Source organism: Clostridium algifaecis (genome assembly GCF_017874415.1).
Taxonomy (GTDB): Bacteria; Bacillota; Clostridia; order Clostridiales; family Clostridiaceae; genus Clostridium_B; species Clostridium_B algifaecis.
Map to the genome: position 1 here is coordinate 1 of NZ_JAGGLM010000024.1, position 22,750 is coordinate 22,750.

Sequence of the window (22,750 nt, forward strand, 5' to 3'; positions counted from 1 at the left end):
CCCACTTCTATTTTATATTGGAGGTTTTATTTTTTCTACTCATAGCTATAAGCTTTCCGGAACCACAGGTAAAACCTGTGGTATTCTAGATACAAAAAAATACAGAAGATAAAAAAATAAATCTTCTGTATGAATTGAATTATATTAAATTTTCTCAACTTCACTAAGTATACTTTTTTCAAGTTTATCAAAGTTAGGCACATAGCTTCTCAAAAGTTTCATTTTGCCCTTTAATGAATATTTTCCAAGAGACGCTGGTATAAGTACACTATCACCTTTTTTTATTGGTTCAGCTCCACCATCATAAATTATATCTCCACACCCATCTACACAGGTAAATATATAAAATCTTTCCCTATCGCTGTGCTCTAGTGCTTCTTTAGAAATATCATATAATTCTAAAGAGAATTCTCTTGAAAAACATAGATAAGTTTTCGCATATCCATCTCTTTGTATCTTAAGACCTGTACTCTTTTTCGGCTTTAAATTAAAATTTATTACATCAAGAGCTTTTTTAACATGAAGTTCTCTTCCTCTATTATAGTCATATACTCTATATGTTACATCGCTATTCTGTTGTATTTCAGCTAAAACCAGTCCTTCACAAATTGCATGAACCATTCCACTTTTTATGAAATAAACATCTCCTTTTTTCACAGGTATTTTATTTAAGAACTTTTCCAGAGTTCCAGTTTTAATCCCTTTTTTAAACTCATCAATAGAACATTCATTTTTAGTACCCACAATCAGACTGGCACCAGGAAGCGCTTCTATTACATACCATACTTCTGTCTTACCCATTTCATTTTCAACTTTGTTTGCATACTCATCATCTGGATGAACCTGGATTGAAAGCTTTTGAGTAGCATTAATCAATTTTATAAGAAGAGGAAATCTATGCCTGTCTATTTTTGTCCCTACAATTTTATCACCCATTTTTTTTATGAGTTCATCAAACTTCATATCTTTAAATTCTCCATTTGAAACTATACTCATCCCATTTGAGCGACATGCTACATCCCAGCTTTCACCAATATTTCCGTCTGGTAAATCATCTCTAAATGATTGTAAACCTCTTCCGCCCCATATTTTTTCATAGTACAAACTTTTAAATTTTATTGGATACAAGTAAAAACATCTCCTCCATAAATTTTAAATTATCAGTAGTTTCAATTATTATTATAACATTATAAAAAAAATTGCTCTATTATCTTAGCCTGCATTACCTATAAGTCAATTAGATAACATTAAAAAATCATCATATATTTTAAAAGTTTTAAAATATTTTAAGACATTATTAATAAATTTAATGTATACTTTAAGTGTAATAAATATTAGACAATTATTTCTTTAGGAGGCATTTTAATGAATGTATTAGTTTGCGGAGGTGCCGGCTATATAGGTAGTCATATGGTAGCTCATTTAATTGAGAATAATCATCAGGTCGTTGTACTTGATAATCTTAAAACAGGTCATAAATCTTCTTTATTAGGTGGAAAATTATATATTGGTGATCTTAGAGATTCAAAAATACTAGATAAGGTTTTTACTGAAAATAAAATTGATGCAGTAATAGATTTCGCAGCATATTCACTTGTAGGCGAAAGTGTTGAAAATCCTTTAAAATATTTTGATAACAATATATATTCAACAATAAAACTGCTGGAAGCTATGAATAAACACAATGTTAAATACATAGTATTTTCATCTACTGCCGCAACTTATGGGGAACCAGAAAGCACGCCTATACAGGAAAGTGATAGAACCTTCCCTACAAACCCTTATGGCGAATCAAAACTTGCCATTGAAAAAATACTTAAATGGTGTGATAAAGCTTATGGGATCAAATATACTGCACTTAGATATTTCAATGCATGTGGTGCCCATATAAACGGAAATATAGGTGAAGATCATAATCCAGAAACACATCTTATTCCAATAATACTTCAGGTAGTAGCAGGTAAAAGAGAAAAAATAATGATTTTCGGTAATGATTATAATACACCGGATGGCTCATGTGTTAGAGATTATGTACATGTTTCAGATCTTGCTTCAGCTCATTTATTAGCTTTAAAAAGGCTTCAAAATGGAGGAGAAAGCAGAATATACAATTTAGGCAACGGCAAAGGATTCTCTGTGAAAGAAGTTATTGATGTTACAAGAAAAGTTACTGGAATAAACATTAAAGCTGAAATCGCTGGAAGACGTGCTGGTGATCCTGCCATATTGATAGCTTCCTCTGAAAAAGCCATTAAAGAACTTGGATGGCAGCCTAAATTCAATTCCTTAGAAACTATAATTGAAACTGCCTGGAAATGGCATAAAAATCATCCTAATGGATATGAAGAAAAATAATATGATAGGGGTAGATTTGATTTTTATACAAATCTATCCCTTATCTATATCATTTTCTCCTGCTTCTTCATTTAACTAAACAGGCCTAAACTCAATTATTTAATTCAGCGGAAATATTACCTTAAACACAGAACCTTTCCCTAAAATACTAGAAACACTTATATTTCCCTTATGTTCTTCAACTATAGTTTTTGCAATAGAAAGTCCAAGTCCAAAATGACCATCTTTCTTTGCTCTGGATTTATCTACTTTATAAAATCTTTCAAATATCTTATCCAGGTATTCTTCTTCTATACCTTCACCTGTATCAGAAACTGATATTTGAATTTTATTTTTAATAATAGCCATTTTAACTTCAATAATGCCTCCTTCTGGAGTATGCTTAATAGCATTATCAATTAAAATAACTATCAACTGATTTATTCGTCCTTCATTTCCTAAAAAGTTTACATCCGGTAAAACATCTGATTTAAGTTCTATTCCATGCTGCACAGCAATTGCTTCAAAAGGTATTATGGATTTCATGATAGAACTGCTCAAATCAAACTTAGAAGATAATAAAGAAGTTTTATGGGCATCTGACCTGGCAATAAAAAGCAGATCTTCTATAAGTTTAGTCATTCTCTTTGTCTCAAGTTTTATATTTCCCAACCATTTGCCCTGACTTTCTATAGTCTCTTCACCATTGTCCAATACCAGATCTAAGTTAGTTGTTATAACTGAAAGCGGTGTACGAAGTTCATGAGATGCATCTGCAACAAAAGCTTTTTGTTTTTCCCATGCTTTTATAATAGGTTTAAGTGATAAATTTGCAAGAAATAAACTTATTATAAATACAAGTATAAGACTTACCAAACAAATAATAGCAGATATACCAATAAGACTGTTCAGTACTCTATTATCGAAAGATTTATCCTGAAGAACTATAATAGATCCATAACTTTTAGGCTCTTTAATGTACCTAAAAGTAAAATTATCATAGCTTATGTTGCCTCTTTTTTTATTACTCTTTAGAACATTCTGAACTGCTGTCTCAGCCTGATTTTTAGATAATCTGGAGTTAGTTGAAATTTCATATATTTTATTGCTTTGATCTATTTTTACAATAAAGTTATCTGAAGGATTTGGATTTTTTCCAGGTGGCTCAGAAGGTGGAATATTTTCAATCTCCGCAGTTTTCATCATTCTCATATAAGCGGAATGATCGAGACTTCCCCTCATTAATATGTATATTCCAGAAAATATGGTTACAAGCACCAAACTCGTTAGTATTAAGTTTGTTAATACAAGTTCTATTTTTAATTTACGAAACATATTTTAAACCTCTTTCAGACAATAGCCTATACCTCTTATGGTTTCAATAACTACATTGCTGCTTATTTTTCTAAGTTTTCTTCTAAGATATGAAAAATAAACTTCTATATTATTATTCATCTCTACATCAGAATCAAGCCCCCATACTCTATCCAATATTTGATCCTTAGTTATTACCTGATTCTTATTACGTGCCAATAATTCCAAAAGCTGAGACTCTTTTGATGTTAATTTAACAATATTTCCTTTACATTCAATTTCTCCTCTAAGTGGATCAAATATCAATGAATGCAATTTTATATTTTCTCCCTGAATAAAATTAGTATGTCTCCTGCCAAGAGCCCTTATTCTAGCAAGCAATTCCTTAGTATCAAACGGCTTAACCAAATAGTCATCTGCCCCATTATCAAGACCCTCCACTCTATTTTCGATTGAATCCATAGCTGTCAACATGATTACAGGTGTCTCAATTTTCATTTTTCTAATATCCTTTAAAATATCAATTCCATTTTTTCCAGGCAGCATTCTGTCTAAAATTATGACATCATATATCTTACTCTGTGCCATTTCATTTCCTTCAACTCCATCATAAGCTGTATCAACTATATAATTATTCTTCTTAAGAATATATACAAGTGCATCACAAAGCATAACTTCATCTTCAACTAAAAGTAATCTCACAATTTTACCTCCTTTTGTAATTTTTTATCTTCTTTTTATTAAATTATATACTAAAATTTGATTTGTTTAAATTTAATTTACATTTATTATTTATATTTTTAAGTTTCTTTTAAGGTTAATACAGCAAAATAATAATTAGAGAAAATACAAATTGAGGTGAAGGAAATGTATAATAATATAACTTATTCCATAGTTGTTCCTCTGTATAACGAAGAACTTGTAATTGATGAAAGTTATTCCAGACTAAAAAATGTCATGGATACTACATGTGAAAATTATGAAATTATATTTATAAATGATGGAAGTTATGACAGTACACGAGAAAAAGCAGAATCCATATGTGAAAAAGATAAAAATATAAAATTAATAAATTTTTCAAGAAATTTTGGCCACCAGTGTGCTATAACCGCAGGAATGGAAAATACCAAAGGAGCTGCTGTTATAGTTATAGATGCAGATCTTCAGGATCCTCCAGAGGTCATGCTCGATATGATTAAGAAATGGAAAGAAGGCTATGATGTAGTCTATGGGCAACGATCAAAACGTGAAGGTGAATCATTCTTCAAAAAATTCACAGCTAAATCATTTTACAGATTATTAAAAAGTATGACTAATGTTGATATTCCTGTAGATACAGGAGATTTTAGACTTATAGACAGAAAAGTATGCAATACTTTAAATTCATTACCTGAAAGGAACAGATATGTTAGGGGATTAGTCAGCTGGGTAGGCTACAAACAAACGTCTGTAGAGTTTGAACGTAAGGAAAGATTCGCAGGAGAAAGCAAATATCCACTCAAGAAAATGATGAAACTAGCTTTAGATGGTATAACTTCTTTTTCATATAAACCTCTTATAATGTCAGGATATATAGGTGGATTATCTTTATTCATAGGAATATTTTCCATGATTGCAGATATTGTAAAACATTTAATGACTAAAACAAGTATTATAAATTTCGGATTTATCATAGCATTAGATTTAAGTATGTTTGGAATAACACTTACCTGTATGAGTATAATTGGTCAATATATAGGTAGAATTTTTGATGAAAGCAGAGAAAGACCTAATTATATTATAGAAAGCATTATAACTAATGAAAACTTATCTAAAAAACATGAATGTGTTAAATAAAACATTAGATTCTATATTCAATGGCAAACTCAAATTACTCAGCCGTTTCTCTGCTACGGGTGTGTTAAATACAATAATAGATTTTGCCATATTTACTATATGTGAAAGCTTGCTGGGAATACATTATACTATAAGTCAGGTAATTGGTTACAGTTTTGGAGTTGCAAACAGTTTTGTATTCAATAAAAAATGGACATTTGACCATAATAATTCTAATAAAAAAATGATCCATGAATTATTTCAGTTTATAGTAGTTAATATAATTTCGCTCATAGTTACATTAATATTTATAAAAGCTCTAGTTAATGATTTTAATATCAATGTATATGTATCAAAAATAATTGTAACTTTAATAGCCCAGGTAATAAACTTTTTATTATATAAAATTTGGGTATTCAACTAAGGAGGATAATTTTATGAAAAGAATAAAATTTACAAAAGGAAACATTGCACTATGCGGAATTTTACTTTTATCTGCAATATTGAATTTTGCAAATTTAAGTATAGAAGGATACGGGAATAGTTATTATGCCGCTGGAGTAAAAAGCATGATGATAAATTTTAAAAATTTCTTTTTTGTATCCTTTGATCCGTCTGGATTCGTATCTATTGATAAACCGCCTTTAGGCTTCTGGATACAAACTATATCTGCTAAAATATTTGGCTTCAGCGGTTGGAGTATATTATTTCCAGAAGCTCTTGCAGGAGTAATTTCAGTAGCCCTAGTATATTATATAGTAAAAAGATCCTTCGGAACTGCAGCTGGACTTATTTCAGCTTTATTTCTTACTATAACGCCGGTTTTTATAGCAACAAGTAGAAATAATACAATAGATAATTTACTCGTTGTAACATTACTCATAGCCTGCTTATTTCTGTCCAAAGCAGCAGAAAAAGGGAATTTTAAATATCTTATAATAAGTTTGGTTTTAGTAGGAATTGGATTTAATATAAAAATGCTTGAAGCTTATATGGTAGCACCTGCTCTTTATATAACCTATCTCATTTCTTCAGCTGCACCTGTTAAAAAGAGACTAAAGCATCTAGTTATCGGTAGTATAATACTAATTGCAGTGTCATTTTCATGGGCAATAGTTGTAGATCTGGTTCCATCACAGTATAGACCTTTTGTTGGAAGTAGTACCAATAATACTGTTATTGAGCTTATATCCGGACATAACGGTATTGCAAGATTAAGTGGAAGTAGTGGCGGCATGGGAGGTGGAGGTGGTGCTCCCGGTGAAATGTCACAAAACCAGAAAAGTTTCAAAAATAATATGCAGCAATCAACCTCTAATATGAAAAATACTAACGAAAATGCTGCTCAAAGTGGAAATCCGGGAGGTACACCACCAAGTGGTAGTCCAGGAAATAATAATTCTGGTGCACCTAATAGCAATACTTCTAAAGGCAATACCGGTAGATCTAACGGCGGAGGCCCTGGCGGTGGCGGTCCTGGTGGTAGTGGTTTATCAGGAAGTTTTGGTGGTCAAACCACAGCAGGCATTACTAGATTGTTCTCAAAAAATATTTTATCAGATCAGATAGTGTGGTTTTTACCTCTAGCATTATTAGGATTTATTGCAGCAGCTATAAAAGAAAAATTAAAGGCACCTTTTGATAATAAGAAAAAACTTGATTTGGTTATGTGGATTGTCTGGCTATTACCTGAATTTTTATACTTTAGTTATACCAAAGGTTTATTTCATCCATATTACCTTACTATGTTAGCTCCTCCTATTGCAGCTTTATCAGGAATAGGCATTACTTCAATGTGGAAACTTTATAAAGGAAATGGTATAAAAGCTTATTTATTACCAGTAGCACTTATTGCAACAGGTTTAGTTCATTTGCTTATGTTGTCTTACTTCACTAACCTGTCATCTTCAATTAGATATACAATTATAGCAGCTTTAGTAATTTGCTTTGCCTCATCTATTATTTTAATAATATACAAAATAATAAAAGGCAGAAATCTTAATGCAAACAAACATTTAAATTTTGCAAAAGCATTTACAGCCCTTGCTATTATAGGAATTTTAGCAACACCTGCAATAGGTTCATCCGCAGCTATAACACATTCAATAAGTGGTACAATTCCTTGTGGTGGATTAGAACTTCTATCAAATAGTGGATCCCAAATGATGGGCGGCGGACACGGAGAAATGAACAGCAGTAATACTAAATTGATAAGCTTCCTTGAAAGCCATACTTCAACTGAAAAATATATGCTTGTAGTTTCAAGTTCCAACTCTGCTGAAGATATTATACTTAAAAGCGGTAAAGGCGTAATGACTCTTGGTGGATTCTCAGGTTCTGACAATATAATTACTTTATCTAAATTCAAAGAATTAGTCAAAAATGGTGAGGTTAGATATGTACTTACAGGCGGAATGCAGGGAGGTTCAAATGACATTATGAACTGGGTCAAGAAAAATGGTAAAGCTGTTTCAGAGAGTCAGTGGAAAAATACTACTACTTCAAACAATCAATTAAATAAATCAAATAAAAGTTCAACAAAAAGTGGATTTTCAGGATTCGATCATAATAATTCTGAAGCACTATATGACTTAAAAGGCAGCGTAAAATAATTTAAACTATATATTAATTTAAAACTAAAAAACTCTTGTATAAAATCCATATGAATTTTGTACAAGAGTTTTTTATTCTACATTTTTACTTTTATTACAACTTTCTTTATCTTTGTTGGCTTGTTAAAAATGCATCCAGGTTTATGTGCATCTTTTGGAAAAAATATTCCGAAATATTTATCATTTAAATTTAATTTTGTCCGCTGAGAAGTTGCATTATAAAAAACTATATCTTTATCTTTTAAATATTCTTCATCTATAACTAATTGATTTACCGGAGTCCATCCAATAGTTTCCTCACCTTTTTCAATATACTGAATATCTATATATTTTTCATGTGACTCCCACTTATTCTCATGCTCACTCTTAGTTGTATATGATTGTACAAAAGCAAAAACTTCATCCGAATCTATTTCATATCTTCCATCGTCAAGTTTCTCTATGTCATTATCCATTAAAAATTTAAAAGCTTTTTTAAATTTATCATTTAAGCTAAAATAAATATGTGCATTCTCTAACTTATCTAAAATCATATTATTTCTCCCCCATATTTTAAAAATATTAACTATTAATTTTCTAATTTAGCCATATCTTTTTTATCAAAATCATATTTAGCTGGCTTAATTGGCAATCCTTTAGCTCTGGCTCTCTTTTCAAAGTACATAGTTACAAAAGGTGTTATTAATGCAGTTACAAGTACACTTGTAGCAACAATAGCTGTAGCTGAACTTGCAGTAGGTAAAAATTTTGGATTGGCCTGTGCTATTGCAAAAGGAACCGCAACTGCAGCCCCTGCAGTAGAAGATGCTGCCCATCCAGCAACTCCATCTGATTTAGTAAAGAATCTATCAACAAGACTGAGAACAGAACCAGATATTGCAACTACTGCAACTCCCATAAGTATCCCCATGAATCCTGATTTTATAATCATTCCAAAATTCATAGTAAAACCTAATGTAACTGCGAAAAATGGAATTAAAGCTGGAACCATTACACCAAACAACTTACGAAAATCTTTATCTAAAGTTCCAAGAACAATACCTATAGCAAAAGGAATTAATGTAGATACAAGTGTTGGCCAAGGAAAAGATGCAATACCTGCAACTCCCATGGTTATCATTGTCATAAAAGGTCCTGATTCAATACTTATAAATGGGAAACCTGCTGCATCTTCTTTTCTACCAAGCATAGTCATAAGTGCTGCATAGAGTCCACCATTTGTTTCATTAAAAGATGCTATAATTGCTAATACAGAAAGGCCCGAAAAAACCCCTGCTTTAATTCCATTCACTGGCAACAAATGTGAAGCAATTACACCCAATACTCCAGCAAGAAAAACCTTTACAATTAACAGAGAAAGACCTTTTTTTGCAATATATCCAGAAGTACGTAAATCAATAGTAGTTCCAACAGATAAAAACCATACAAATAATATAACTGATGTTCCTGTTAAATAACTTCCTGTAAATCCTCCAAAGAATTTACTAGCATTTGGAAATAATGTTTTAATTAAAACTCCAAGGAATAGAGGTACAATCATCATACCTCCAGGTATTTTTTCTATACTTTTCTTAATTTTCATAATTATACTCCTTTTTATTAAACGTTATCATTGCATTATCATTAAGTTTTATTTATAATTTCTATTAGAGGTACCTCCAATTAATCTTCCATTTAGGCTTATACTTGGACATATTTTAACCTAATTCATAAGGAGGTACTCCTTACTTTATCTCATGATTAATAATTATTCTAAAACTACTTTAAATCTTTAGTTTCTATATTATCCATATCATCAAAATCTTTATTTTCTCCACACATTCCCCATATAAAAGTATAATTACTTGTTCCAATACCAGCATGAATTGACCAACTTGGAGAAATTACTGCTTGTTCATTCGCCATTACTATGTGCCTTGTTTCATTAGGTTGTCCCATTAGGTGGAATACTCTTTGATCTTCTGGTAAATCAAAATAGAAATATACTTCCATTCTGCGTTCATGAGTATGACAAGGCATACTGTTCCAGCCGCTTCCTTCTTTCAACATAGTTACTCCCATAGATAACTGACAACTTTCACAAACTTCAGGATGAATAAACTTATATATTGTACGTTTATTCATATTCTTTTGATCGCCTAATTCTGCAGTTACTGCCATACTTCTATCAATTTTAACAGTTTGATATGTTTTATGAGCAGGTACAGAATTTATATAAAATTTTGCACAATTATTCTTGTCATCTGATGCAAATACTACATCTTTAGTTCCTTTTCCTATATATAGTCCTTCATATTTATTTAATTTATATTCTTTGCCATCTAAAGTAACAGTTCCTGGGCCGCCTACATTAATAACTCCCATTTCTCTTCTCTGAAGAAAATAGTCAGCTCTTAATTCATCTCCTGCTTTTAAAGTAAGTTTATTATCTACAGGATTAGCTCCACCAAATATTATTCTATCTACATGGCTGTATGTTAAACTTATTTCATCCTTTATAAATATCTTTTCCTGTAAATAATTTTTTCTTAATTCTGAAGTATCATACTTTTTTGAATCATCTGGATGATTTGCATATCTTGTTTCCATAATATTCCTCCTAATATTTTAATTATAAAATTTAACTATCTTTAAGATAATAGTTATCTTATTAAAATTAATACGTCACCGTTTACAATTTTTACATCTCTTAACTAATAAAAAATGTAAAATATATCACATACAACTAGTCCATAATTTTTATTCATATTACTTAATGATATTATTCATAATGTGGATTGTTATTTCGTATAATGAACTTACTATTATTATACAAAATTGAATTTCATTTTTCAAGTGATTATAAAAATATTTTATAAAATAAAAAAAACTTGATTATAATTAATTTCTATAACCAAGCTCTTCTGATATTTTTTTTGAATATTTTAAAATCAAATGTGAAATATTAGATAATTTTTCTTCACTAAAACTTATAGTAGAACATGATACACTAACTGCACCACAAATTTTGCTTTTATAATCTTTAAGTACTGCACCTACACATACTATACCAACTTCAACTTCCTGATTATCTAAAGCATATTCTTTCAATTTAATATCTTTTAGACTTTTTCTTAATTTACTAAGATCAACTATAGTATTGTCTGTATATTTCTTTATGTCACTTTTACTCCATATATTCTGAACTTCCTCATCTGTCAATTCAGACATTATAGCTTTTCCCATAGCTGTACAATACATAGGCTTGCTCATACCTATTCTTGTATACATCATTATAGATTTTTGCGGTTCAACTTTAGCTACGTAAACTATCTCATTATTTTCCCTAACAGCTAAATGAACTACTTCTCCAGTTTCCTCCATTAATTTTTTTAAGTATGGTTGAGCAACAGATACCAAATCCATTTTTTCAATCTTCTTGCTTCCAAGTTTAAATAATTTCAGAGTTAAACTGTATTTATTTGTACTGTGATTTTGTGTTATATAACCTTTATACATCAAAGTATTTATCAGTCTATATACCGTACTTTTATGCAAATTTACTTTTTCACTTATCTCTGTAATTCCAAGGCCTTCTTCATAATCAGATAATGATTCCAAAATACAAAGTGCCCTATCTACAGATTGAACCAATTCTTGCATTTAATTTTTCTCCTTTGAATTCACATATTTTATCTATAGTTACATATATTATATTGTATCAATTCTAATTTATTACTTCAATACCCTATATTTTTTAATTCCATTTTGCTATATTATTTAGATGAAAGATTTATCAGCATGCATACTATATAGTTTAATATAATCACTTTTTAAGGCTAATATTATGTTAACGTTAACAGTTATATAATATATACAGTAAATATTGTAAGGTAACAAAATCTATAATCTAACTTCTCTTGTTAAACCATAGATTTCGTTAACAGATTTATTCTTTAAATTTATTTTTCAAATATTATATAAGGAACTGTTACTATAGCAATATTCCTTCTTTTTAAAAGCATAGTCTTAATAAAAAGTGCAGTCTGATTATGTAATATGTTTCCCCACCACTTTGTAACCACAAACTGAGGAAGAACTACAGTTACAGTATCTTTTGATCCAGCTGCATATTCTTCTGACTCTATAAACTTTACAAGAGGCCCTACAATACTCCTATACGGAGACTTTTTTACTATTATAGGTATTCCTACATCATACTTGTCCCACTTTTCCAAAAGTTTTTTTGTAGCCATATCATCTACAGATACATGGAATACTATTATATTGTCCGATATGGTTCTCGCATAATTCAATGCTTTTAAAAATGATTTATTTAATGTATCTATTGGAACTATTACGTACCTTTTTTGTTCATCATAATTTATCTCTTTTGGTTTCTCATCTAAAGGAAGCTTAAGCTGTCTTGCGACTTCCGAATAATGTTTCTTTATACTAATCATGCAATATACAATTAATGGTATAAGGACAAGAACTATCCACGCACCATCTAAAAACTTAGTTACTCCAAGTATTATTGCAGTGGCAAAAGTTATAAATGCACCCATTCCATTTATAGCCGCTTTATGAAGCCAACCTTTTTCTTTTCTTCTTGCCCACCTTATTAGCATGCCTGATTGAGAAAGTGTAAATGATATAAATACTCCAACTGCATAAAGTGGCATCAAATAGTGAGTTTCGCCTTTAAATAGAACAACTAACAATCCTGATATTACTCCAAGAACTATTATTCCATTAGAATATCCAAGCCTTTTGCCTCTCTTTGCAAATTGCCTTGGTGCAAATCCATCTCTAGCTATATATGCAAGAAGCATTGGTAATCCAGAAAACGCCGTATTACTAGCCATTATAAGTATAATTGCCGTCGTTGTCTGAATTATATAAAACATTATGTTATTGCCAAATACTTGTGATGCAATCTGAGCCACAACCGTCACCTGTGAATTAGGCACTGCATGATATAATGTAGCTAAATATGATAATCCTCCAAATACTAAAAATACAACAAGTGAAAGTAGTTCAAGTACAGCTTTTGCGTTTTTCTGTGATGGTTCCTTAAAATTAGGTATTCCATTACTTACTGCTTCTATACCAGTTAATGCTGTACACCCTGATGAGAACGCTCTTAAAAATAAAAATAGAGTTATATCTCCAGTAACTTTAGGTATACTATAATGTGAAACAGGAACATATCCAAATAACTTTACCTTACATATTCCCCATACTATCATAGTAAGTATCGCTATTATAAATATATATGTAGGAACTCCAAACATTTTAGATGATTCTTTAACACCTCTTAGATTCCCAATTGTCATAAACAATATTAAAAGTAGTGTTATTAAAATCCTATATGGAAGAAGTGATGGTGCCGCAGAAAGTACCGCTGCTGTTCCAGCAGAAGCACTAACTGCAACTGTAAGCACATAACCAATAGTAAGTGATGAACCAGCTATAAGTCCTGGAATTGCCCCAAGGTTATCTTTTGCTACAATATATGAACCGCCGCCGCCAGGATAAGCATCTATTGTTTGTCTATATGAAAGTGTGACCATAAACATCAAGAATACAATACATAGCGCTGCAAGGAACATATATTTATAAGATAGTATTCCAAGTACCGGTATTAATACCCATAATATTTCCTCTCCAGCATATGCTACTGATGAAATTGCATCACTCGATAATATTGGCAGTCCCCAAAAAACATTTAATTTTTCTCCCTTTAATTCTTCAGTCTTCAGACTATTTCCTATTAGAAATTCTCCTAACTTAAATTTCATTTTTAGCACCTCTAAAAGTAATATAAATAAAATTGTAATGATATTTGATAAAATAATTTATAATTTTGCATTAAAACATAATTTTTATATTTTTATATTATAACATATTAATTAAAGAGTATCATTTTTTATCATTACTTCTTCTTATTTTACACCAATTAAATTAGGAACAAAAAGCAAAATTCAATAAAAAAGGATTTATTATCAAAATTTTTATTGTGATAAATAAATCCTTTTTTATACATAAAGAGAACTAAATTCTATTTCTATCTAACAAGCCATCCACCATCGACAGCCAAAATATGACCATTCACATAATCTGATGCCCTTGAGCATAAGAAAACCATCGCTCCCATTAACTCACTTGTCTTTGCCCAGTGATTTGCTGGTATTCTTGATAATATCTCCTGATTTCTCTCTTTATCTGCTCTTATTGGTGCTGTATTTGCTGTTTCTATATATCCTGGTGCTATTGCATTTGTCTGTACATTGTACTGTGCTAACTCATTTGCAAATGCTTTTGTAATTCCTGCTACTCCATGTTTACTTGCTGTATATGGTGGTACAAATTTTCCTCCCTGGAAGCTTAGCATTGAACATACATTTATTATTTTTCCTGAGCCTTGTTTTACCATTAATGGTGCTACTGCTTTGCTTAAGTAATATACTGCATTCAAGTTTATATCTATTACTGCTTCCCAATCTTCATCTTTGTATTCAAGTAATGGTGCTCTTCTTATTGTTCCTGCATTATTTATTAATATATCTACCTTTCCAAATTTCTTAATACATTCATCTACTACTGGCTGTATGTTTTCCTTTTTACTTAGATCTGTCTGATAGAATTCTACTTTTCTGCCTTCTGCCTCTATAACTTTTCTTGTTTCATCCCATTTATCATCATAAGTAACTATAAATAAATCTGCTCCTGCTTTTGCTAATGCTATTGCATATGCTTGTCCTAGTCCCATATTTGCTCCTGTTACTAAAGCTACTTTTCCATCTAGTTTGAAAAAGTCCATTGAAAAATTCTTTAATGATTCATCCATTTTTATCTCCCTCTCCATGATAAATTTTCTTATAATATTATATTCTTTGTTTTGCATTATGATACATAATATCGTATTATGAATATACTTCTATTATAAATAATATTGTTCCATTTTTCAACTAGATATTGATAAATAAAGTATTTAAATAAACCTTTTAAAATGTACTTATAAAAAATAAGTAAGCCAGGTTATAAAAACCAGACTTACTTATTTTTTATTATATGATTATAATGTTACACCTTTTTTAAATATAGCTAATTCTCTAAAATCATTTTTTTCGTTATTTACCAGTTGCCCACTAGCAACATTTATTACATAATTAACAAATTTCTTAAGCAATTCCTCCTGAGATATATCCTCTACAAGACCGCCTGCATCAAAATCAATCCAATGTGGTTTCAATTTAAACAATGGTGTATTTGTTGAAACTTTCATTGTAGGTACAAAACTTCCAAATGGAGTCCCTCTCCCTGTAGTAAACAAGACCATATGGCAACCTGAGGCTGCTAATGCAGAAGCCGCAACTAAATCATTTCCCGGTGCACTCAAAAGATTTAATCCTTTAGTACTCAAGGTTTCTCCATATTTAAGTACATCAACTACAGCAGCACTTCCAGATTTTTGGGTACATCCAAGTGATTTGTCTTCAAGAGTTGTTATGCCACCAGCTTTATTTCCCGGTGAAGGATTCTCATATATAGGCTGTTTGTATTGAATAAAATATTCTTTAAAATCATTAATAAGATGTACTATTTTATTAAATACCTGCTCATTTTCAGCTCTACTCATAAGTAACGTTTCAGCACCAAACATTTCAGGTACTTCTGTAAGAACTGTGATCCCTCCCTGTGCTACTAAAAAGTCCGAGAACTTGCCTAAAAGTGGATTTGCTGTTATACCTGATAATCCATCTGAGCCTCCACATTTAAGTCCTATTTTAAGTTCTGATAGTGGAATATCTTCTCTAGTGTCATTTTTCATATTTTCATATAGTTCTTTTAATAGTTTTACTCCTTCTTCTATTTCATCAGAAACTTCCTGCAGGACTAAAAATTTTGTTCTCTTTTCATCAAATTTACATAATGATTTTTTAAAATCAACTATATTGTTATTTTCGCAGCCAAGACTTACCACAAGTACACCACCTGCATTAGGATGTTTAACTACATTTCCTAAAATTGTTCTTGTATTTGCATGGTCATCTCCAAGCTGAGAACATCCATAAGTATGCTTGATCACTAAAGTGTTATCTATGGATAATTTACCAACTTCCTTTTTAAATTTATCCATAATTTTGTCTGCCATTCCGTTTACACATCCAACTGTAGGTACTATCCATAGTTCATTTCTTATTCCCACAGAACCATTTTCTCTTTTATAGCCTTTAAAAGTTAAGTTTTCATTCTTAAAAATATTATCATTCAATTTCTGATTAAATACATAATCTTTTACACCATCTAAATTTGTCTTTACATTATGAGTATGAGCCCAATGTCCTTCGGATATATCTTTTATAGCATGACCTATAGGTGATCCATATTTAACTACATTTTCACCTGATTTAATGTCATATACAGCAACTTTATGCCCTCTGGTTATATCCTCTTTTAATTCAATTTTTCTATCTCCAACTTTAATTGAATTACCTTTTTTTAAGTCTGTTAAAGCTACAATTACATTGTCGTTATCATTTATTTGAATAATCTTTTTCATGGAATTTCCTCCCATTATTATCTAAAGTACTTCTTTAACTGCTTCCTTAATTCCTAATTTTTCAATCTTTGATAAGTAATTAGTTACAGCATCAGTTAAACCTTCAACCTTATTTAAATCCATCTTCCAATTCTTTTCATATCCAAGTACAGAAGTAACTATCTTCTTTAATCCAGCCTCTGTTCCATCATAATTTGACCATAATGATTTATACAAATCCAATATATCCTGATTATCAGCTAACTTAATATCTTCATTTCCTCTTTTACCTTTATAAAATTCTATTAAAGATGCAAGTGAGAATACCAATCTCTTAGGAAGCTCACCTTTTCTCTTCTTATATTCTAATAATGAAGGTAAATCTCTTGTTTCAAATTTAGACATTGAATTTAAAGCTATACTCATTAAATAATGTTTTACAAATGGGTTTACAAATCTCTCAAGTACGGCACTTGCAAAATATTTAAGTTCATCTTCCGGCAAATCAAGTGTAGGAATTATTTCATCGTACATAACTCCTCTTACAAATTTACCAATAACCTCATGCTGAACTGCTTCACTTACTGTATTAAGTCCATATAAATATGCTACAGGAACAAGTGATGTGTGTGATCCATTTAAAATTCTTACTTTTCTTGTTCTATATGGAGTCATGTCCTCTACAAACTTTACATTAAGACCAGCTTTTTCTACTGGTAATTCATTTTTTATCCAGTCCGGTCCTTCAATTACCCAAAGATGGAATTGTTCGCCTACATCTACAAGGTTATCTTCATATCCTAATTCCTTTGTTACTTCATCTATAGTATCTCTTGGATATCCTGGTACTATTCTATCTACAAGACTGCAGCAAAAAGTATTTGCAGCATCAAGCCACTCTATAAATTCTTTTCCTAAATTCCAGATTTCTGCATACTTACGAATTATAGCTTCAAGTTTTTCTCCGTTTCTATCTATAAGTTCACATGGAATTATTATAAATCCTTTATTTTTATCTCCATTAAAAGCTTTAAATCTATGATATAGGAACGCTGTCAATTTTCCCGGATAACTGCTTTGAGGTTTATCTTCAAGTTTATCGTTTTCATTAAATGCTATTCCTGCTTCTGTAGTGTTAGAAATTATAAACCTTAGTTCTGGATTTTCAGCAACCTTCAAGAATTCATCATAATTGGCATATGGATTAATTCCCCTACTTATAGTATTTATAATTGAATGCTCTTTTACTGCTTTTCCTTCCTTCATTCCTTGTAAATATAATGTATATAAACCATCTTGTTCATTTAGTTTATCTATTAATCCTTTTTCTATAGGTTGTACTACTACTACACTTCCATTAAAATTTGCTTCATTATTCATCTTATTTATCTGCCAATCAATAAAAGCCCTTAGAAAATTACCTTCACCAAACTGCAAAACCTTTTCAGGATATTTTTTGTAATCCTTCAAAATACCTTTATTTAATTTCATACCCATTCCTCCATTTATAATTTATAATTAACGTGTGCAATGTTTTTAAGCAGTATATAGATTTCTGTATAAACATATTATATCATTCTTTGCACACGTTAACAATATCTTTTTAGAAAATTGTTGTTCCAAATTTAGTAAGCTAAAAATCTGTTCATTAATTTATTTTCCTAACAGATTCTCTTATACATAATTCAGTTTTAATATAAATTTTTTCTCCCTGCAAATCTTTCTTGCCTAATAATTTTAGTAATTTTTCGCAGCCTAGCATACTTATTTTTTTCATAGGTCTTTTAATCGTAGTTAAAGATGGTGTGGAATATTCACAAAAATCAATGTCATCAAAACCAATAATTGAAATGTCTTCAGGTGATCTGAATTTGCTGTCATTTATAGCTTTAATGGCGCCTATAGCCATGTCATCATTAGAACAAAAAACAGCTGTAGGAACCTTGCTTAATTTTAAAAGCTTTTTCATACCATAATAACCACTTTTCATATGGTAATCTCCAGAAATAATGTAATCCCCATTAACAGGTATTTTATAATCTATAAGTGCCTTTATAAAACCATTTTTTCTCTCTTTAGAAGATTTGAATTCTTTTTCACCTTCTATTATAGCAATATCACTATGTCCATTTTCAATTAAATATTTGACAGCTTTAAAAGCTCCTTCTGCATCATCTGATAATATATTCACAATAGATTCTTCTGCTACGTTCCTGTCTAAAACAACTAATGGTATTTTATTGTCCATGACATGATATATAAATCCATTATCACTATCGCTTTGGCTCATAAGTATAATTCCATCAAAGCTTTTATCATTTATTGTAGAAAAATCTCTATAATCATCAATACCTCTAACAACTAAATTATAATTTTTACTTATAACACTATTTATTCCACTTACAATTTCAAAAAAGAAACTTGGAGATGTTCCCTGACTTATACTTGAGAAAAACAGCCCTATGTTATTGGATTTGTGCAATACAAGATTCTTTGCATTATAATTTGGAACATATCTTAGCTGTTTAGCTATAGCTTTTATTTTACTTTTTGTTTCCTCATTTATTAAAGGACTATTGTTAAGTGCTCTTGACACAGTAGTATGAGATACATTTGCCAATTTTGCTATATCTTTTATAGTAACGCTCATGTTATTCACCTTTCTTTTATTACAAATGTTATTATAGATGTTATCACAAATACTAATAATATATAATTATACCTTATAATATCACATTTTCAGAGCATAAACTATAAATTTTTTAGCCACACAGACAAATTTATTTATATATTGAATTTTTCAATTTGTTCTATCATATGTTGTATCTTATCCTTTAATAATACTGCTGATTTTGATACTTTTCCTGATAAGTTTTCCATTTCATCAGAAGAAGCCGAAATTTGTTCTGATGAAGCTGAATTTTCTTCTGATACTGCAGATATAGCTTCTACACTATCTATAATATTGCTTTTATCTTTATTAACTTTTACTATAGATTGATTAGCTTCATCAATTTTAGGTAACAATTTCTGTATACTAATTATTATATTCTTAAATAAATTTATGGAATTTTTTATAATATCCTTCTGTTTGACTAATTCAAGATTTGTACTATTTGTTGTATTTGATAAAATTTTAACTTCATTATAAATAACAGAAATCAGACTATCTATACTCTTTGACGAATTCTTAGACTGTTCAGCTAATTTTTTAATTTCATCTGCTACCACAGCAAAGCTAGCCCCATCGCTTCCAGCCTTTGCAGCTTCGATTGCAGCATTAAGTGAAAGTAAACTCGTTTGATCTGCTATATCATTAATTAAATTAGTTATATCTGTTATTTGCTTAACACTATTTGTCAAATTCACGACTTTACTTTTTGTATCACCGTAAGAATCAGTAATTTTATTCATAGAACTAACAATGTTGTTTAATGTGTCATTACTAATTTGTACTTTTTTACTGATATCTTTAGTATCGCCATCTATTTTTCTTATAGATTTTCCTACAGTTTCCAGCGTATTTCCAAAAGAATTTAAAGTGCCATTTATATTTACTAAGCTTTTAGCTTGATCATTTGAACCATTAGAAACTTCTCCTATAGAGCTAGAAACTTCTCCTATTGAAGAATGCATTTGTCCTGATATGTTTTCTAGATATAAAATTTTTTCATTTACCTCATTTGAATATTTTTTAATTTTATTCAACGCATCTGAAATTGAAACAATAGTTTCATCTAATGCATCATACATAATTCCAAATTCGTTAGTAAATCCATTATTAAATTTAATCATAAAATTTCCTGAAGATAGAATTTTAAGTTTTTCTATAAAATCATTCATAGAATTTTTAACAATAGAAATAACTGCTAATGATATTACAGTAAAAATTGATACTGACAGTACAAAAACAGTACAAAATAAAATCAAACTGCTATGATATAAGTTTTTAGCTTTCTGGCTTTGCTGATTTGCAATCTCTTTTTGATAATTTACGAGTTGAACATTTTTTTTAGCTAAATCATTACCATAAACACCCATAGCCACATTCGTTATTTGTTTGTCAGGTACTTTATTTGCCCTGCGCTGTTCTATAATTCCAGGTATAAAAGAATAATAATGATCATAAGCACTTTTCATCTGAACTACCATTTTATTTTCTTTCTCATCATTTTTTGTTATATTAATATTTCTATTTATTATTTTTGTTATATTGCTGTTCAATTTAAGCATATCCTGCTCATTCTTTTCATCAAACGGTCTATCAATTATCTTAGTTAGAGTATTTCTTAAAACACCCATATTGCCATTGACGTCACCCCAGTCTTTTAACTTTGGCATAATATTTTCATTAGTATCATTTACTATTTCATGCATTTTAGAAGTATTAATATATCCAATTGTTCCTATAATAATAGCTGTAAACAGCGATATAATCCACATAATTATTATACTTTTCACAATTTTTATATTTTTCAAATTCTCAGCCTTCATATTTATAAATAAAACTCCTTCCATAATATCAGATTTACTTCATATAAATTATCCATTTAATACAAAAGTAATTTGATTTTATACTAAATAGATAGTAAGTTCTTTACTATTTCATTATATTTTTTAATAATAATACAAGTACCCATATTGTTAAAATATAAATACTTGTATTATATAAAATGTATTCAGTTCTGAGAGAAACTAGTTGTAATCACTTTTTTATTTTACATTTACATCATATCTTCCATTATGAAGATCGTCTACTATACTTCTATATTTGTCATCTGTCAAATGATATAAGAATCCAATTACAATAGCTGCTACAGCTAATGCACAAGCTGGATACAATGCCATTACTGCTTTCATTCCTAATAGAGTTTTAGCAGTTTGATGAGCATTTGCTACATATCCTGTCATTTGTAAAGCTCCTAAAGTAACATATGCTGCTATAGATTGAGCTATTTTTCTTGAAAAATTGAATGCTGCATATGTTATACCTTCTTTTCTTTGGCCTGTATGCCATTCACCATAGTCAATAGCATCTGAAACAAAAGCCCATGTAACACCATTTGGAATAGCTAAAGCTACATACCCAACAGTTACAAGTATTGTAAATACAACAATATTAGGTGGTGCTATGAAATTTAATCCATCAGCAACAATACCAATGACAAAACCTATCATAGCCGTTTTCTTTTTACCAAACTTTTTAACCATCTTAGGAATAGCTGCAATACCTATAACAGAACATCCAATCATTATAGAATTTATAACAGGTTGAAGCTTTATATTGCCAAGTGCATATTGACAATAATATATCATCATTTGGTTATTTGCATTCATTGATGATATGGTAAATAACGTCATAAGAATTAAACATAATAACGGTTTGTTTGTAAATATTACTTTGAAGCATTCCTTTGCACCTATTTTTTCTTTTGTCTTAGCCTGAGGTTTGACATTTTCTCTAGTATTTCTAAAACATATATAGAATGATCCTATACCTATAATTGCCATAATAGTAGCAGCTATAGGATATCCTACTTTAGGATTTGTAAAATGTATTAGTATAGGTACAAATGCTATACCAGTTATAAGTTGTGCTCCTAAAGATCCAGCTTGTCTAAACGTTGCCAATTGGCTTCTTTCTTCAACATCCTGAGTCATAACAGATGCTAGTGATCCATAAGGATCATTTGTAAATGAATAAACAAGTCCCCATATCATATAAGCAGCATAAGCATATATAAGCTTTTGTTGTACTGTACCAAAATTAGGCATCATAAATGTTACTATAGTAAGTATACCTAATATAACAGCTGAAATCATCATTACAGGTCTAAATTTGCCATATTTACCAGGCTTTTTAGCATCTACTGCTGAACCAGCTATAGGATCCATAAATGCATCAAATATTTTTGTGAATACAAATATATCTTTTGCCATTGAAGCAGGTATTTTGCAAACATCAGTAAAAAATTTTGAGAGATATGCTTGACCTAAATCAAACATAAATCCATTACCAAAGTCACCAAAACCATAGGATATCTTTTCTTTTAAAGATAACTTTTTCATATAATCTCTCCTTCTCTATATATAAATTAAATAATTTTCTCAGAAAATTCATATAATTATATTTAATTTTTTATTTTGC

General features: G+C 29.9%; 18 protein-coding genes. 4 read left to right on the plus strand and 14 right to left on the minus strand.

The window, feature by feature from the left end:
• Positions 1–144: 144 nt before the first annotated feature.
• Positions 145–1,128 (minus strand): type I phosphomannose isomerase catalytic subunit, encoded by a 984-nt coding sequence (locus J2Z42_RS12520; protein WP_209703113.1) that lies wholly within the window; start codon positions 1,126–1,128, stop codon positions 145–147.
• Between the two features lie 237 nt (positions 1,129–1,365).
• Here J2Z42_RS12520 and galE point away from each other — a divergent pair, with 237 nt between their 5' ends.
• Complete coding sequence (gene galE, locus J2Z42_RS12525) at positions 1,366–2,355, plus strand: UDP-glucose 4-epimerase GalE (protein ID WP_209703114.1); 990 nt, start codon at positions 1,366–1,368, stop codon at positions 2,353–2,355.
• Positions 2,356–2,454: 99 nt separating this feature from the next.
• Here galE and J2Z42_RS12530 read toward each other — a convergent pair whose 3' ends face one another.
• Together J2Z42_RS12530 and J2Z42_RS12535 are read right to left on the minus strand one after the other, a co-directional pair.
• Complete coding sequence (locus J2Z42_RS12530; RefSeq protein ID WP_209703115.1) at positions 2,455–3,669, minus strand: sensor histidine kinase; 1,215 nt, start codon at positions 3,667–3,669, stop codon at positions 2,455–2,457.
• Between the two features lie 3 nt (positions 3,670–3,672).
• Positions 3,673–4,350: a response regulator transcription factor gene (locus J2Z42_RS12535; RefSeq protein ID WP_209703116.1), complete on the minus strand. Its 678-nt coding sequence runs from the start codon at positions 4,348–4,350 to the stop codon at positions 3,673–3,675.
• Between the two features lie 165 nt (positions 4,351–4,515).
• Between J2Z42_RS12535 and J2Z42_RS12540 the strand changes: the two genes are divergently transcribed.
• The 3 genes from J2Z42_RS12540 to J2Z42_RS12550 are packed head-to-tail and all read left to right on the plus strand — an operon-like array spanning position 4,516 to position 8,075.
• Entirely contained in the window at positions 4,516–5,484 is a 969-nt protein-coding gene (locus J2Z42_RS12540; protein WP_209703117.1) for a glycosyltransferase family 2 protein, read from the plus strand.
• Positions 5,468–5,887, plus strand: a complete 420-nt coding sequence (locus J2Z42_RS12545) for a GtrA family protein (protein WP_209703137.1) — start codon at positions 5,468–5,470, stop codon at positions 5,885–5,887. Before J2Z42_RS12540 ends, J2Z42_RS12545 begins: the two co-directional genes overlap by 17 nt.
• A gap of 13 nt (positions 5,888–5,900) precedes the next feature.
• On the plus strand, positions 5,901–8,075 hold the full coding sequence (locus tag J2Z42_RS12550; RefSeq protein WP_209703118.1) for a glycosyltransferase family 39 protein: 2,175 nt from the start codon (positions 5,901–5,903) through the stop codon (positions 8,073–8,075).
• Positions 8,076–8,152: 77 nt separating this feature from the next.
• Here J2Z42_RS12550 and J2Z42_RS12555 read toward each other — a convergent pair whose 3' ends face one another.
• From J2Z42_RS12555 to J2Z42_RS12605, 11 genes are all read right to left on the minus strand, one after another.
• Positions 8,153–8,608, minus strand: a complete 456-nt coding sequence (locus J2Z42_RS12555; protein WP_209703119.1) for a NanQ anomerase/TabA/YiaL family protein — start codon at positions 8,606–8,608, stop codon at positions 8,153–8,155.
• Positions 8,609–8,643: 35 nt separating this feature from the next.
• Positions 8,644–9,657, minus strand: coding sequence for a 2-keto-3-deoxygluconate permease (locus tag J2Z42_RS12560; RefSeq protein ID WP_209703120.1), 1,014 nt, complete (start codon positions 9,655–9,657; stop codon positions 8,644–8,646).
• Positions 9,658–9,833: 176 nt separating this feature from the next.
• Positions 9,834–10,664 carry a 5-dehydro-4-deoxy-D-glucuronate isomerase gene (gene kduI, locus J2Z42_RS12565; RefSeq protein ID WP_209703121.1) on the minus strand — a complete coding sequence of 277 codons (831 nt, stop codon included), beginning with the start codon at positions 10,662–10,664 and terminating at the stop codon, positions 9,834–9,836.
• Between the two features lie 291 nt (positions 10,665–10,955).
• Positions 10,956–11,717 carry an IclR family transcriptional regulator gene (locus J2Z42_RS12570; RefSeq protein ID WP_209703122.1) on the minus strand — a complete coding sequence of 254 codons (762 nt, stop codon included), beginning with the start codon at positions 11,715–11,717 and terminating at the stop codon, positions 10,956–10,958.
• 299 nt (positions 11,718–12,016) lie between these two features.
• Positions 12,017–13,858, minus strand: coding sequence for an APC family permease (locus tag J2Z42_RS12575; protein ID WP_209703123.1), 1,842 nt, complete (start codon positions 13,856–13,858; stop codon positions 12,017–12,019).
• Between the two features lie 266 nt (positions 13,859–14,124).
• Positions 14,125–14,907: a 2-dehydro-3-deoxy-D-gluconate 5-dehydrogenase KduD gene (kduD, locus tag J2Z42_RS12580; protein WP_209703124.1), complete on the minus strand. Its 783-nt coding sequence runs from the start codon at positions 14,905–14,907 to the stop codon at positions 14,125–14,127.
• Positions 14,908–15,135: 228 nt separating this feature from the next.
• On the minus strand, positions 15,136–16,623 hold the full coding sequence (locus J2Z42_RS12585) for a UxaA family hydrolase (RefSeq protein ID WP_209703125.1): 1,488 nt from the start codon (positions 16,621–16,623) through the stop codon (positions 15,136–15,138).
• Positions 16,624–16,644: 21 nt separating this feature from the next.
• Positions 16,645–18,093, minus strand: a complete 1,449-nt coding sequence (locus J2Z42_RS12590; RefSeq protein ID WP_209703126.1) for a tagaturonate reductase — start codon at positions 18,091–18,093, stop codon at positions 16,645–16,647.
• 157 nt (positions 18,094–18,250) lie between these two features.
• Positions 18,251–19,252 (minus strand): LacI family DNA-binding transcriptional regulator, encoded by a 1,002-nt coding sequence (locus J2Z42_RS12595; protein ID WP_209703127.1) that lies wholly within the window; start codon positions 19,250–19,252, stop codon positions 18,251–18,253.
• 134 nt (positions 19,253–19,386) lie between these two features.
• The gene (locus J2Z42_RS12600) at positions 19,387–21,096 is read right to left on the minus strand and encodes a methyl-accepting chemotaxis protein (protein WP_245331616.1); all 1,710 of its coding nucleotides are present in this window, start codon (positions 21,094–21,096) and stop codon (positions 19,387–19,389) included.
• 219 nt (positions 21,097–21,315) lie between these two features.
• On the minus strand, positions 21,316–22,671 hold the full coding sequence (locus J2Z42_RS12605; protein ID WP_209703129.1) for a glycoside-pentoside-hexuronide (GPH):cation symporter: 1,356 nt from the start codon (positions 22,669–22,671) through the stop codon (positions 21,316–21,318).
• Between the last annotated feature and the right edge of the window lie 79 nt (positions 22,672–22,750).